At 58.4% G+C, this 13,465-nt stretch carries 15 protein-coding genes; 5 read left to right on the forward strand and 10 right to left on the reverse strand.

Going from position 1 to position 13,465, the window contains the following annotated elements; all coding sequences use genetic code 11:
- Positions 1-93 precede the first annotated feature (93 nt).
- Positions 94-1,569, forward strand: coding sequence for an NAD-dependent succinate-semialdehyde dehydrogenase (locus ACR0DT_RS19915; protein ID WP_480712428.1), 1,476 nt, complete (start codon positions 94-96; stop codon positions 1,567-1,569).
- A 101-nt stretch (positions 1,570-1,670) separates the two neighbouring features.
- A complete protein-coding gene (locus ACR0DT_RS19920) occupies positions 1,671-2,921 on the forward strand; it encodes an Hsp70 family protein (protein ID WP_480712429.1) in 1,251 nt (416 codons plus the stop codon).
- 92 nt (positions 2,922-3,013) lie between these two features.
- Here the strand turns inward: ACR0DT_RS19920 and ACR0DT_RS19925 are convergent, their stop codons facing one another.
- From ACR0DT_RS19925 to ACR0DT_RS19950, 6 genes are all read right to left on the reverse strand, one after another.
- Positions 3,014-3,481 carry an Hsp20 family protein gene (locus ACR0DT_RS19925; protein ID WP_170399401.1) on the reverse strand — a complete coding sequence of 156 codons (468 nt, stop codon included), beginning with the start codon at positions 3,479-3,481 and terminating at the stop codon, positions 3,014-3,016.
- A 122-nt stretch (positions 3,482-3,603) separates the two neighbouring features.
- Positions 3,604-4,386 (reverse strand): trypsin-like serine peptidase, encoded by a 783-nt coding sequence (locus tag ACR0DT_RS19930; protein ID WP_480712475.1) that lies wholly within the window; start codon positions 4,384-4,386, stop codon positions 3,604-3,606.
- A 29-nt stretch (positions 4,387-4,415) separates the two neighbouring features.
- Positions 4,416-5,207 (reverse strand): trypsin-like serine peptidase, encoded by a 792-nt coding sequence (locus ACR0DT_RS19935; RefSeq protein ID WP_480712430.1) that lies wholly within the window; start codon positions 5,205-5,207, stop codon positions 4,416-4,418.
- A gap of 118 nt (positions 5,208-5,325) precedes the next feature.
- Positions 5,326-6,642 (reverse strand): glycolate oxidase subunit GlcF, encoded by a 1,317-nt coding sequence (glcF, locus tag ACR0DT_RS19940; protein ID WP_480712431.1) that lies wholly within the window; start codon positions 6,640-6,642, stop codon positions 5,326-5,328.
- A 4-nt stretch (positions 6,643-6,646) separates the two neighbouring features.
- Positions 6,647-7,747, reverse strand: a complete 1,101-nt coding sequence (locus ACR0DT_RS19945; RefSeq protein WP_480712432.1) for an FAD-binding protein — start codon at positions 7,745-7,747, stop codon at positions 6,647-6,649.
- A gap of 25 nt (positions 7,748-7,772) precedes the next feature.
- Positions 7,773-9,221 (reverse strand): FAD-linked oxidase C-terminal domain-containing protein, encoded by a 1,449-nt coding sequence (locus ACR0DT_RS19950; protein ID WP_480712433.1) that lies wholly within the window; start codon positions 9,219-9,221, stop codon positions 7,773-7,775.
- A gap of 82 nt (positions 9,222-9,303) precedes the next feature.
- On the opposite strand from ACR0DT_RS19950, the gene ACR0DT_RS19955 reads away from it, so the two are divergent.
- Positions 9,304-10,014: a DUF599 domain-containing protein gene (locus ACR0DT_RS19955; protein ID WP_480712434.1), complete on the forward strand. Its 711-nt coding sequence runs from the start codon at positions 9,304-9,306 to the stop codon at positions 10,012-10,014.
- 35 nt (positions 10,015-10,049) lie between these two features.
- The gene (locus ACR0DT_RS19960) at positions 10,050-10,397 is read left to right on the forward strand and encodes a hypothetical protein (protein WP_480712476.1); all 348 of its coding nucleotides are present in this window, start codon (positions 10,050-10,052) and stop codon (positions 10,395-10,397) included.
- A gap of 3 nt (positions 10,398-10,400) precedes the next feature.
- Here ACR0DT_RS19960 and ACR0DT_RS19965 read toward each other — a convergent pair whose 3' ends face one another.
- The 4 genes from ACR0DT_RS19965 to ACR0DT_RS19980 form a co-directional block, all read right to left on the reverse strand.
- The gene (locus tag ACR0DT_RS19965; RefSeq protein WP_480712435.1) at positions 10,401-10,886 is read right to left on the reverse strand and encodes a flavodoxin family protein; all 486 of its coding nucleotides are present in this window, start codon (positions 10,884-10,886) and stop codon (positions 10,401-10,403) included.
- A gap of 1 nt (position 10,887) precedes the next feature.
- Complete coding sequence (rlmH, locus tag ACR0DT_RS19970; protein WP_480712436.1) at positions 10,888-11,358, reverse strand: 23S rRNA (pseudouridine(1915)-N(3))-methyltransferase RlmH; 471 nt, start codon at positions 11,356-11,358, stop codon at positions 10,888-10,890.
- Positions 11,359-11,402: 44 nt separating this feature from the next.
- Entirely contained in the window at positions 11,403-11,762 is a 360-nt protein-coding gene (gene rsfS, locus ACR0DT_RS19975) for a ribosome silencing factor (RefSeq protein WP_480712437.1), read from the reverse strand.
- A 164-nt stretch (positions 11,763-11,926) separates the two neighbouring features.
- Positions 11,927-13,276, reverse strand: coding sequence for a mechanosensitive ion channel family protein (locus tag ACR0DT_RS19980; protein ID WP_480712438.1), 1,350 nt, complete (start codon positions 13,274-13,276; stop codon positions 11,927-11,929).
- A gap of 90 nt (positions 13,277-13,366) precedes the next feature.
- On the opposite strand from ACR0DT_RS19980, the gene ACR0DT_RS19985 reads away from it, so the two are divergent.
- Positions 13,367-13,465 (forward strand): isopropylmalate isomerase, encoded by a 99-nt coding sequence (locus ACR0DT_RS19985; RefSeq protein ID WP_170351859.1) that lies wholly within the window; start codon positions 13,367-13,369, stop codon positions 13,463-13,465.

Raw genomic sequence — 13,465 nt, forward strand, 5'->3', positions numbered from 1 at the left:
ATCTGGATTGACCCGCTGGCGATAGTGGACATAGACAATCCGGACCCCACCTGATTGGGTGCGTTGAACCAAATTTCTGCCGGAGGCTGACCCATGCTGGACGCGACGACCGATCTGAAATCCATTCTGAAGAACCCTGACCTGCTGGTTACCAAGGCCTATATCGGCGGCCAGTGGGTGGATGGCGACAATGGCACCTTTGCCGTCACCAATCCGGCCCGCGGCGATGTAGTGGCCGAGGTTGCCGATGTCAGCCGCGCGCAGGTAGCGGGCGCCGTTGCACAAGCCGAAGCCGCGCAAAAGGAATGGGCCAAACTGACTGGCAAGGAACGCGCAGTGATCCTGCGCCGCTGGTTCGACCTAATGATGGAAAATGCCGAGGATCTGGGCAAGATCCTGACCGCCGAGCAAGGCAAACCACTGGCCGAGGCTGTGGGCGAGATCGGCTATGGTGCCTCCTTCATCGAGTTCTTCGGCGAAGAGGCCAAGCGTGTATATGGTGAAACCATTCCCGGCCATCAGCGCGACAAGCGGATCACGGTGCTAAAGCAGCCCATCGGCGTGGCAGCTTCGATCACTCCGTGGAATTTCCCGACCGCGATGATCACGCGCAAGGCGGCCCCGGCGCTGGCAGCTGGCTGCGCCTTTGTGGCCCGTCCGGCGACGGAAACCCCGCTGTCGGCGCTGGTGCTGGCGCGGCTGGCGGAACAGGCTGGCGTGCCTGCGGGTGTGTTCAACGTCGTACCGTCGTCCCAGGCCAGCGAGATTGGCAAAGAGTTCTGCGAGAATCCCGGTGTGCGGAAGCTGACCTTTACCGGCTCGACCGAGGTTGGGCGCATCCTGCTGCGTCAGGCGGCCGATCAAGTCATGAAATGCTCGATGGAGCTGGGCGGCAACGCTCCCTTCATCGTATTCGACGACGCCGATCTGGATGCGGCTGTCGAAGGCGCGATGATGTGCAAGTTCCGCAATAATGGTCAGACCTGCGTCTGCGCCAACCGCATCTATGTGCAGGCCGGAGTATATGACGCCTTCGCTGCCAAGCTGAAAGCCGCAACCGAGGCGCTGCAGGTCGGCGATGGCCTCACCCAGGGCACCACCACCGGCCCGCTGATCAGCGACGAGGCTGTGGCCAAGGTGCGCGAACACATTGCCGATGCGACCGAAAAAGGAGGCGTGCTCCTGACAGGTGGCCTGCCGCACGATCTGGGCGGTACCTTTTTCCAGCCCACCATCGTCACCGGCGTCACGCAAGAGATGAAGGTCGCGCAAGAGGAAACCTTTGGCCCGTTGGCCCCTCTGTTCAAATTCGAGGATGAGGATGACGTGATTGCCATGGCCAATGACACGATCTTTGGTCTGGCTTCGTATTTCTATGCCAAGGACCTAAGCCGCGTCTACAAAGTGGCCGAGGCGCTGGAATACGGAATCGTCGGCGTGAACACCGGCATCATTTCAACCGAGCTGGGTCCGTTTGGCGGCGTCAAGCAATCCGGCCTGGGCCGCGAAGGCAGCCATCACGGTATGGAAGACTATCTTGAGATGAAATACATCTGCATGTCGGTCTGATATTCACAGCTTCAAAAGTGCGTCGGGCGTTCTGGCTTGACGCCCTTTTTTCATGCCAATAGACAGCCCCCTTTCGCGAATTTCACCGAAAGGGTTAGGGCATGACAATTCATGGCCCCGTATTGGGCGTTGATTTTGGCACTTCGAATTCGGCAGCAGGCTATCTTGTTGATGGCGAACCCCGTCTGGTCACAATGGACAACGGGCAAACGACTCTGCCGACCACATTCTTCTTCGACTTCGACACCCGCCAAACTCTGATTGGCGAACCGGCAAATGCAGCCCTATTGGATGGGGCCGAAGGGCGTTTTATGCGCGCTCTGAAACGGGTGCTGGGTACCAACCTGATGCACGAAAAACGCCAAATCCTGAATGAACGCGTGACGTTCGTCGACATAATCTCGCGATTTCTGCGTCAGCTGAAAACCCGTGCTGAGGCGCAGGCGGGACAGACGATTGATGCTGTACTTTCAGGCCGCCCTGTCGTTTTTCATGGTTCAAATGATCCACGAGAAGCTCAGGCAGAGGCGGATTTGCGAGCCTGTTATCTGGCGGCGGGATTCAAGCAGGTCGACTTCATGCCCGAGCCAGTGGCAGCGGCGATATCAAGCGGTGCGCTGGATCACCCGGATCAGATCGGCCTGATCGCAGATATTGGCGGCGGTACGTCCGACTTTTCGCTCTTCCGGTCTGGGGTCAGCGGCATCGAGATTCTGGCCAATCATGGCGTTCGGATCGGCGGCACCGATTTTGACCGTTCGATCAGCGTGGATCTGGTTATGCCCCTGTTGGGCAAAGGCACCCAGCTGCGTAAGCTGATTGGACCAGGTACAACCCCTACACCCGCCGCCATTTACAGCGATCTCGCGACCTGGGAAATGATACCGTTTCTGTACACCTCGCAAAATCGCCGCATAGCAGACGAGATGGTGCGCCTGGCTGAGGAACCTAACAAGCTGTCGCGCCTAGCCAGCGTACTCCGGGACGAACTGGGGCACGAACTGGCTTTTGCGGTTGAGCGTGGAAAGATCGAAGCAAATGCCATGCAACAAAGCCCGTCAATAAAATTGGACCAGGTCGAACGAGGATTGTCAGCACCAATTGCACCTGCGGCACTGGCTCAGATCATGGAGTCGCATTCTCAGAAGCTGGCGCAGGGCGTTGCTGAAACACTTGGTCTTGCAGGGATTAAGGCAACTCGGGTCAACACTGTTGTCTATGTAGGCGGTTCCAGCCTGATGTCGTCAGTCTCGGAAACGCTCAAAACTGTTTTCCCGGACGCCCAACACAGGTTTTCCGAGGTTTTCACAGCCGTGACCGATGGCCTGTCTATCGCCGCCAACAGGATGTAGGTAAAACAACGCCCCGCGTCTGGAGGAACGCGGGGCGCATGGTGCGACGATCCAGAGAGGAGGAGATCGCCGCGGCGTGAGGGTTAACCGCCTTAGTTCACGGCTTTGGCGTCGACTACGTCCTTTTCAATGGCATTGGCCGAAGCAATCTCGATCCGGCGCGGTTTCAGGGCCTCGGGCACTTCGCGCTTCAAGTCGATGTTCAGCATGCCGTTTTCGTGGTTGGCGCCGGTGACGCGCACGTGGTCAGCCAGCGCAAAGCGGCGCTCGAATGCGCGGGTGGCGATACCACGGTGCAGGTAGCTGCGCTCTTTGTCTTCGGCGGCTTTTTTGCCGGCGACGATCAGCGCGTTTTCCTTCACTTCAACCGACAGGTCATTTTCCGAGAAACCGGCGACAGCGACCGAGATGCGATAGGTGTCGGCATCGGTTTTCTCGATGTTGTAGGGCGGATAGCTGGGCTGAGCCACGTCATTGGTCAGAACGCGATCCATCATGTCGGCGATCTGGTCGAAACCGATGGTGGCGCGGTGCAGCGGTGCAAAATCAAATGTACGCATGTGTCATATCCTCATGTCTGAGCGATCTACGATTTGCCCTCCGTTCGGACGGGCGATTGAGTATTCCGGGCCCCGTTCACGGCGACCCGGTACATTTCAGATGGGGAGGATTTTGACCGAGTTCAAGACCCGTCTGATGAGATGAATTTGGCACCGGAACTGGACTTACCAGCCCCCACCTGCAACCGGCGGATCGAGGCTTTGGGTTGGGGGGCATCACGGCGCATATCAGCTTTAAGTTCAGAAACAATTCCAGACAGTTCCATGCCATATCCGACCTTACGCCGACCGTCGAAACCACCTGCGGACACAACCGACAGAATCTGCCAGCGTGGTCCTTTCTTTGCCAAAATAGCTGACCCCGAAGACCCAAAGGTTACGTCGCAGTCAAAGCTGATCAATCCGCTACCCCTTTGAAGGATTCTGCACGAGCGCTGGCGCGTGATCGCTTCGGACCGGCCTTGCCCATATGATGCAACGCTGATTTCGTTGCCGTTGATCCGTCCCTCATACAGCGCAAACGGATCGGCGACACCATGCGGAACCGGTGCTTCCAAGCGCATCAGCGCTACGTCGATACGAACACGCGGTGCCGAGACCGGCGCGTTAGCCACGAAATCCGGATGGGTGGCGATTTGGATGACTTTACGGTCGGCCAGGGATTTACCGTTGCTCAGGCCCGCCCGGAACGTCACTTCTCCGGATTTAAAGGGCCGACCCGTGGCTTTATCCAACGCACAATGGGCCGCCGTCAGCACCAGATCCCGCGCGATCAGCGTGCCGGTGCAAAAGCCCGAATTGCCTATATCCAGACGACCCACTGCCTCCCAGCCATACAGGTCATCGCGATCCGTCAGCTTGCGTGTGCCGGTTTGCGCATGGGACGCGGTCGACAAGACAAACATGCATACCAAAAAATTTAGCAGAAGTCGTGTCATGGCTTGATGAACTTTGCGCCAATGTTTCTTCTGGACGCGCCGTCCGGGGTTGCAGCCAGAAACCCACGCCCCGCAGACAATTCAGCCTGCAATAAGTGCAGTGACCCTTCGACTGGGGTACCGACAGCGACCCGCTGGCCATTAAACTCGGCCTTAGCGGCCACAACAGAAACGATGCGCGGGCGGTCGCCGTCAAAGGAAAAGACTGGCGCGCCGGATGAACCAAACTCGACATCGCAGGACATCACCAAAACATCTGACCGACGGGTCATGACCGAGCAGACCTCTTGCAGCGCCGGGGCTTCAGCCCTATCCCGCCCGTACGAAACCACGCCCACCTCTTGCCCCCGTAGCGGCCGATCGCCGGTTTCAAAAGGGATCACGGTAGTGTTGCGGATGGGTTGCCACAGTTCGATCAGTGCGATGTCATTGCGCAGCCTCGCGGCAGAGGTTTCGTTGACATAGCGATAGTCCGGATGGACCACCGCCCGCCTGGCCGCGCGATAGGCCGAAGCACGGCCCAATCGCCACGCGGCCAGAAACTCTACCCCGGATAAGTCGATCCGCTGACCGGTTGTTTTGTCATACAGGCAATGCGCGGCAGTCAGTACCAAAGTCGGCGAGATCAACGTTCCGGTGCAGAACCCCGATCCGTTGATATCCAGACGGCCAACGGCCATCCACTCCCGTCCGGCATCGGTGGTGTCCAGGCTTTTAAGCCCACTGTCTTGCGCCGCGGCCGCCATCGGCATCAATGCCAGCGCTAAAGCCCTGATCCATTTTCGCAAGCGGTTCTCCGGCGTAGCTGTTGGACTACCTTCCTACGGTCGGGGTGGGGCGAAAATAGGGCAGCCGCGCCCGGTTTGGTTTCGTCCGAAAACTGATGCACGGCTGCATCAACCGGGCTTATCTGAGGATCGGAACCGCGGGCGTGCTACCCGACTGCAACGACCTTGGTTTGGGGCCGCCGGTGGCCCAGTCCAATAGTTCAACAGTGTGCAGAACTGGAATATCCGTGCCCGAGCCGATCTGCATCATGCAGCCGATATTGCCCGCCGCGATCATGTCGGGTTTCTTCGCCTCAAGCGTTGCCACCTTGCGCTGTTTCAACTGGCCTGAGATTTCCGGTTGCATCAGATTGTATGTACCTGCGCTGCCGCAACAGAGATGACTGTCAGCAGGCTCTACTACGGTGAAACCGGCCTTTTTCAGCAAGGTCTTGGGATGGGTTTTGATCTTTTGCCCGTGCTGCAGAGAGCAGGCGGCGTGATAGGCAACGGTTAGGTTCTGGTCTTTACCTTCGGGAAGGTCCAACTGCACCAGCAATTCGCTGACATCCATCGCAATATCTGTCACCCGCGCGGCGTCTTCAGCCAGCGGATCATTACGGAACATATGCCCGTAGTCCTTGACCGTGGTTCCACAGCCCGATGTGTTGATGACAATGGCGTCCAGCCCACCGCCATCTATTTCAGCCGTCCAGGCCTTGATATTGGCTTCGGCTGCTTTGTGACTGTCGCTGGTTTTGCCCATGTGATGGGTCAACGCGCCACAGCACCCGGCCCCTTCGGCCACTACCACCTCGCACCCTAGACGGGTCAGCAGGCGAATGGTTGCATCGTTGATATCCGTGTTTAAAGCTTTTTGCGCACAGCCCGTCATCAAGGCCACGCGTTTCTTGCGCGGTCCTTCAGACACAAAGCTCTGCGGGTCGTCATTGCGACTGACCGGCGGGATAGTCTTGGGCGCCATATCCAGCATCGCCCGCAATCGTGCATCCGGCATGAGGAAGCGAAACGGGCGGCCCAATTTCGCCCCAAGCAGCGCCCAACGGAATCGCGTGGGATAGGGCAGGATTTGCGCCAGCACCCATCGCAATGCACGATCACTGAAGGGGCGCTTATAGTTCTGTTCGATATAGTCCCGTGCGTGATCGACCAGATGCATATAGTGCACCCCTGACGGGCAGGTCGTCATACAAGCCAGGCAAGACAGGCAGCGGTCGATATGCTTGACCGTTTTTTCATCCGGCACACGTTCATTCTCAAGCATGTCCTTGATTAGGTAGATACGTCCACGCGGGCTGTCGAGTTCATCGCCCAGCACCTGATAGGTCGGGCAAGTGGCGGTACAAAACCCGCAATGCACACAGCTGCGCAAGATTTCATTCGCGCGCTGGATCGCCGGGTCTTGCAGCTGTTCTTCGGTAAATGTCGTCTGCATCGGCTTATCCCATCAGGCCCGGATTAAAGATAGCGCGCGGATCAAAACGCTGTCTCAACCCCTGTGTTAGAGCCTTTACTCCGACTGGCTCAGGTTGAAAGCGACCCAAAGTGTCTATCGTTTGAGCATCTGCCCGTACCAACGTCGCGTGACCGTCAAACGCCCCCAAATGGGCGCGCAGATCGGTCCCTTGGGGAACCCTTACCCAGATCAATCCTCCGCCCCAGTCAAATAGAAGTTGGTCCGCCGCCATACGCGCCGAAATATCGGGCGCGTCACTTGGTTTGACTGAAATTCGCCAGATATCGCCATCTTGTCCCTGAAACGGATTAACGTCTCGCAAAGCTCGCCACAGGTCAGCAGTATCCGAGACCTCGGCAACCTCACCGAATGTGGCAAGCACTTTCGTCAACTGCCCCTCACGGTAAGATACCGATTCCGAGAACCCTTCGATTCGCAGGAATGCGCGCCCGTCTTGCGGGTCATATGCTGCTCCGTTGACCTCGAATGGAGATTTCAACGCTGCTGACATGGCTTTAACAGCGCGATCGGAACTGGCGGCCTGAACCGCCAAAGTCGCCACCGCTTCGGGCTTTGGCAGCACTTTCAACGACACTTCGGTCAGGATGCCAAGCGTGCCCCAAGACCCGGCCATCAGTTTGACCAAATCGATTCCGGTGACGTTTTTCATGACCCGACCGCCATTCTTGATCACCTGCCCGTTGCCATCGACATAGCGCACACCCAGCAGCAAATCCCGGCAAGCCCCGGCCTGAATACGGCGCGGGCCCGAGATATTGGCCGCTACGACACCACCAATAGTGGGCTCTCCGGTCGTGCCCAGCAGGCCACGATGGTCCATGGGTTCAAACGGCAATTGCTGACCTTCTGCCTCCAGCGCGGCCTCGATTTCAGCCAAGGGCGTTCCCGCCTGCGCCACAAGGGTCAGCGCACCGGGTTCATACAGGGTAATGCCACTTAGGCCTGTGGTCTGGATGGTTGCATCGGGGCCGCCAACGCCACGGGTGCCACCACCGGCAATACGCACCGGATGGCTCAGTCCGGCCACCATCTCGGCCAGTTCGGTTTCCGTCTCAGGTTTCATCACCATTCTTCTGTATTAGAGTCTTTTATTCCGCAGCCAGACGCACGTCGCGCCGGGATGCTGATGCATCCAGAGGGAATACTTTGGCGGGGTTCAGCAGCCAGCCCGGGTCGAACACATCCTTGACCATCATCTGCGCCTCAAGGTCTTGCGGCGCGTATTGGTGTGACATCAGATCCCGCTTTTCAACACCCACGCCGTGCTCGCCCGTCAGGCAACCGCCCACATCAACACAAAGCCTCAGGATATCTGCCCCAAAGGCCTCGCATTTTTCAAGGTCGCCGGGTTTGTTGGCATCAAACAGGATCAGCGGGTGCATGTTGCCATCACCTGCGTGGAACACATTGCCCACAAGTAGGCCGTACTCTTCGCTCATCTCATTAATCCGTCGCAGCACTTCGGGCAGGGACGAGACCGGGATCGTGCCGTCCAGACACATGTAATCGTTCATCTGTCCCACGGCGCCAAAGGCTGATTTTCGGCCCAGCCAGATTTTGGCGCTTTCCTCGGCCGACTTGCTTTCGCGAATTTCAACCGGGTTGTGACGTTTGGCGATCTCAACGATTTTCGACAACTGATAGTCGATCTCGGCCTCGGAACCTTCGACTTCAATGATCAGCAGCGCGGTGCAATCGGGGTAGCCCGCCTTGGCAAAGTTCTCACAGGTTTTGATGCAAAGGGTATCCATGAATTCGATGGCAACCGGCAGGATGCCCGATTTGATGATGTCCGAGACGCAATGACCGGCGACCTCGTTGTCGTCGAACCCGATCAGAACCGGCCGGGCGTCTTCGGGTTTGCGCAGGATGCGCAGCGTTGCCTCAGTCACGACACCCAGTTGCCCTTCCGAGCCGCAGATCACCCCCAGCAGGTCCAAACCGCCCGCGTCCAGATGCGCGCCGCCGATCTCGACCACGCTGCCATCCATCATGACCATGGTCACGCCCATCAGGTTGTTCGTGGTCACACCATATTTCAAGCAATGCGCGCCGCCGGAATTCATCGCAATGTTGCCCCCGATGGCGCAGGCCAGTTGCGAGGATGGGTCGGGGGCATAGAAAAAGTCTTCTTCTTCCATCGCCCCGGTTACGCTCAGGTTAGTGCGGCCAGTTTGAACTCGGATGACGCGGTTGTCATAGTCCGCCTCCAGAACGCCATTCATGCGGGAAACGCCCAGAATAACGCAATCGGCTGTCGGCAATGCCCCGCCCGCCAGCGACGTGCCCGAACCGCGCGGCACCACCGGCACACCTTCGGCATGGCAGATGCGCAGCACGTCCGAGACCTGCTCGGTGGTCGAAGGCAGAACCGCCAGCATGGGAGGGCACTTATACGCCGTCAGCGCATCGCATTCATAAGCAAGGGTTTCAGCAGCATCATGGATTACGGCATCCTCGGGCAAAACCTCCAGCAATTGCTGCAGAACCGCGTCCCTGCGGCGCAGAATATCTGGGTTTGGCTTTGGCATTTCCATGGCGATCCCTCCAATTTGGTAAATTAATATTACCAATTTCCACCTCTGGCAAGTTCTCTTGGCCGCGATTAGTGTCGCGACCATGACCTGGATCGAACGCGCCCTAGTGTTTTCACCACTCGACTATGTGGCCATCGCACTGCTGTTTGGTGCCTGGCAGTGGATCGGCTGGCGAATCGACAACCCCTCCCCTCGCAAGAAATCCGTCACGATGATGATGGATGATTTTCGCCGCAACTGGATGCACGAGATGGTAACACGCCAGCCGCGCATGTTCGACGCGCAAATGGTGGCCAGCATGCGGCAGGGCAGTACGTTTTTTGCCTCGACCACGATGATTGCCATAGGCGGCGGGCTGGCCCTGTTGGGCAATACTGAGCGTCTGGCCGGGGTGGCACAGGATTTGGCCATCGGTAGCGCCCCGGCGCTGGTCTGGGAGATCAAGATTTTGATCGTGCTGGCGTTTCTGTCCAATGCGTTTCTGAAATATGTCTGGGCGCATCGTCTGTTCGGTTATTGCGGGGTGCTGATGGCCGCCGTGCCCAATGACCCGGAAGACCCACTGGCCTATCCCCGCGCCGCGCAAGCGGCCGAGATTTGCGTCACCGCCGCCCGCAGTTTCAATCGCGCCTTGCGGGCGACCTATTTTGCGCTGGCCTCGGTTACATGGATATTAGGGCCGATTGCCCTGATTATAGGCACAATCCTTACCTTTGGAGTGTTGTACCGGCGGGAATTTGCCTCACACTCCCGCGCGATCCTGATGAACCTTCCACCCAACACGGGTTCGTGATGACGCAGGTGCGCCGCACATCCTATGGTCGCACCATGCGATACCTGATTCTCTGTGCCCTTCTGGCCAGTCCAGCCTTTGCCGATCCGTCGGTGATCGAAAATGTCTCTGCCCGTCAGAGCGGTGACACGTGGCGATTCGACGTGACGATCCGCCATCCCGATACCGGCTGGGATCACTACGCCGATGGTTGGCGTGTTTTGGATATGGACGGTACTGAACTGGGGATGCGCGTGCTGCACCATCCGCATGAGACCGAGCAGCCCTTTACCCGATCACTGAGCGGTGTGGCCATTCCCGAAGGTGCCACGCAAGTCCAGATTCAGGCGCGCTGCAATGTCGATGGTTGGAACGAAGACACCACGGTCGTTGATCTGAACTGAGGTTCAGAACACGCCCAGGGTCAGACCTGCAGCCAAAGCGGCTCCGATATCGCGACATTGGTCCAGTTGATCGTCTGGGATGGTCTTTTCGGCCAGAATCGCTTCGGGCGTCTGGGCATGGGTGCAGACAATCAGCGGCGGCTGCACCTCTTTCAAACGCCAGCCGGTGGCGACCCGGGCCATTTGGCGCGCGGCGTTCTCACCATCCGACCCAGCACAGACCATCTGCGCATAGGGGCGCCCTTCGATCCTGCCCAGCACAGGGTAATAGCAGCGATCGAAAAACTCTTTCATCAGGCCCGAAATCGCGGCCAGATTCTCGGGCGCGCAGAACAGATAGCCATCGGCGCGTAGCAGATCGTCAGGCCCGGCCTGATCTGCCGTTTTCAGGACGATGTCCGCCTCATCCCTGCCCGCCTCGGCCGCGGCTTCGGCCATCTGCCGGGCCCCGCCGGTGCGCGAATGGTAGACGATCAATAGCTGCGCCATGTCAGACCCGGTGATAAGGGCCGCCCGACAGGATGGTTGCAGCCCGGTAAAGTTGCTCGGCCAGCATCACACGGACCAGCATATGGGGCCAGACCATCGATCCGAATGAGATGGAAAAATCGACCTCAGCCCGCAGATTAGGGTCTATTCCGTCCGCCCCGCCAATAATCAGCGCCAGATCTTGCCGCCCGGCATCACGCCAACCACCCAGTTTATTCGCGAAATCGGGCGACGACATCACCCGCCCACGTTCATCCAGAGAGCAGATCACCGCCCCCTTTGGCAGCGCCTTGCGCAGCAGCGCAGCCTCGGCCCCCATGCCTGCGTTTTTCTTGTCCTCAACCTCGATCACACGTGCAGGACCAAGGCCCAGCGCGCGGCCGGTCCGGTCAAATCGGGTCAGGTAATCGTCAAGCAGGGTCTTCTCCGGTCCGGCACGCAATCGCCCGACCGCACAAATGCTTATACGCATATTTCTCTCGCCGCCGGCCTGTTAATGCAGACCGGGATGGCGCCTCAGTTCGCCGAGGCGCTGCCGCCCTGAGGCAGCCACATCTTTTCCAGCTGATAGAATTCACGCACTTCGGGGCGGAAGATATGGACGATCACATCGCCCGTATCGATCAGCACCCAGTCGCCGGCATCCTTGCCTTCGACCTTCGAGGTGAAACCGAATTCATGCTTGATACGATCCGTCAGCTTTTCCGCCATGGCCGAGACCTGACGGGTCGAGCGACCCGAGGCAATCACCATGTGATCCGCAACCGAGGATTTGCCTTGCAGGTTGATCTGCACGACATTTTCGGCCTTGTCATCGGAAAGTGAGGAAAGGATACGTTCAAGCAGCTTATCGCTGATTGACTGAGAGTGGGCCATTACACCGGCCCCGTCATCGGCGGGCAAACCCGCCTGAGTATGTAGAGACAGAACATAGTCCTCCTTTGCTGCGCGCCGACAAACCCCGGCGCCGGGGTCCTAATAAGGTAGCAAGAGGAATGCAACATTTCAATGAAACGCCGCTATGCGGCGTGCACAGTGGTTCACTCTTTGGCGACCTGTTGCGTGGCTGCGTCGGGCAGAAGCCGGACTTCGCGCTGCGGGAAGGGGATGGAAATGCCTTCGGCCTGGAACGCATCCCACAGGGCCAGGTAGACATTTCCGCGGATATTGGTCAGCCCCTTGGTCGGGTCACTGATCCAGAATCGCAGAACATAATCGACACTGCTGTCACCGAACCCGGTGATATGGCAGACCGGCTCATGTGACCCACCACTGAGCACCCGTGTCACGGATTTGACCGCACGGATGGCCGTCGCGCGGACATTGTGCGGGTCATCGTCATAGCTGGTGCCAAACTCCAGATCCAACCTCACAAACTTGTCGGAATGCGACCAGTTCACCACCTGATTGGTGATCAGATCCTCGTTCGGGATCAGGTATTCCCGCCCGTCCCGCGTCACCACCGAGACATAGCGCGCGCCCAGAGCGTTGATCCAACCAAACGTATCGCCCAGCGAGATCACGTCGCCCGGTTTGATCGACCGGTCCATCAGGATGATGATCCCGGAAATCAGGTTCGACACCACTTTTTGCAGCCCGAACCCGATCCCCACACCAATTGCGCCGGACAACAGGGCGATCCCCGTCAGATCGAACCCAAGCGTGCGGATAGCGGCCATAAAAACGGCTCCATACAGCAGAACCTGAATACCCTTGGCCAACAACACCTGCATGGATGGGGTGATGTCGTCATTGTTCATCAGCCCACGCTCGGCGGCGCGGGTGCCAATTCGGGCCAGCGTCAGCAGAATGCCGATCAGCAGAACTGCCTTGATAATCCCCAACGCCGATATGTGCAGATCACCGATGGAAATCGCCACCCCGTCTAGAAACTCGGCCACATCATCGGTCAGATTCAGCGCGATCAGCGTTGCATAGACCCACATTGCCCATTTGAACATCCGTCGCAGGGTACGGTTGCGCACCAAACGCGCCACCAGCGCAATAGCCAGCCACGCCAAGGCTAAGGTCGCAAACACGCCGATAATGTAACTGCGCGAAGGCCAGGTGACCTGCTGCATCAGCAGATAAAGCGCCCAGGACATCACCACGAAATAGACCAGCGTCAGGCGCTGCATCAGTTGCACCAAAGTGCGCAACCGCCATTTCGGCCAACCGGTGCGAGACCGGGCCCAGGCTTCCCACCGGCCTTGCGTTACCAGTTTCAAAAGGAAAGCCAACGCCCACAGAACCACAATTATGACCAACTGGTGCTGCCGCCAACCAGGCGTGACAATCAGTTCGACAAGGTTTTCGAATTGCACGGAAAAGCCCGCGACCATGTTTTCATAAAGGTCCGACAGCGAACTGGGGATCAGGTCTTGGTTCATGGCCCCAGATTGGACAGCGCCGCCGCATGATGCAAGCCTGACGCCGGATTGAACCTTGATTGACGGCAAAGCCCGATATATCTGGAGTGCATGAGACTCAATCTGGCCCCTGCACCAACGTTGCAAGACCGCACGCGCCTGCGTGAACGGTTCTTTGGGGCCGCCCGCACGGTTCTGGCCCGCCTATAA

Source organism: Ruegeria sp. BI11 (assembly GCF_056538005.1).

Bases quoted from the DNA above. Each gene is read 5' to 3' on its own strand.
- ACR0DT_RS19915 (WP_480712428.1), top strand. From the start codon at position 94: ATGCTGGACGCGACGACCGATCTGAAATCCATTCTGAAGAACCCTGAC.
- ACR0DT_RS19920 (WP_480712429.1), top strand. From the start codon at position 1,671: ATGACAATTCATGGCCCCGTATTGGGCGTTGATTTTGGCACTTCGAAT.
- ACR0DT_RS19925 (WP_170399401.1), bottom strand. From the start codon at position 3,481: ATGCGTACATTTGATTTTGCACCGCTGCACCGCGCCACCATCGGTTTC.
- ACR0DT_RS19930 (WP_480712475.1), bottom strand. From the start codon at position 4,386: ATGTTTGTCTTGTCGACCGCGTCCCATGCGCAAACCGGCACACGCAAG.
- glcF (WP_480712431.1), bottom strand. From the start codon at position 6,642: ATGCAGACGACATTTACCGAAGAACAGCTGCAAGACCCGGCGATCCAG.
- ACR0DT_RS19945 (WP_480712432.1), bottom strand. From the start codon at position 7,747: ATGAAACCTGAGACGGAAACCGAACTGGCCGAGATGGTGGCCGGACTG.
- ACR0DT_RS19950 (WP_480712433.1), bottom strand. From the start codon at position 9,221: ATGGAAATGCCAAAGCCAAACCCAGATATTCTGCGCCGCAGGGACGCG.
- ACR0DT_RS19955 (WP_480712434.1), top strand. From the start codon at position 9,304: ATGACCTGGATCGAACGCGCCCTAGTGTTTTCACCACTCGACTATGTG.
- ACR0DT_RS19960 (WP_480712476.1), top strand. From the start codon at position 10,050: ATGCGATACCTGATTCTCTGTGCCCTTCTGGCCAGTCCAGCCTTTGCC.
- ACR0DT_RS19965 (WP_480712435.1), bottom strand. From the start codon at position 10,886: ATGGCGCAGCTATTGATCGTCTACCATTCGCGCACCGGCGGGGCCCGG.
- rlmH (WP_480712436.1), bottom strand. From the start codon at position 11,358: ATGCGTATAAGCATTTGTGCGGTCGGGCGATTGCGTGCCGGACCGGAG.
- rsfS (WP_480712437.1), bottom strand. From the start codon at position 11,762: ATGGCCCACTCTCAGTCAATCAGCGATAAGCTGCTTGAACGTATCCTT.
- ACR0DT_RS19980 (WP_480712438.1), bottom strand. From the start codon at position 13,276: ATGAACCAAGACCTGATCCCCAGTTCGCTGTCGGACCTTTATGAAAAC.
- ACR0DT_RS19985 (WP_170351859.1), top strand. From the start codon at position 13,367: ATGAGACTCAATCTGGCCCCTGCACCAACGTTGCAAGACCGCACGCGC.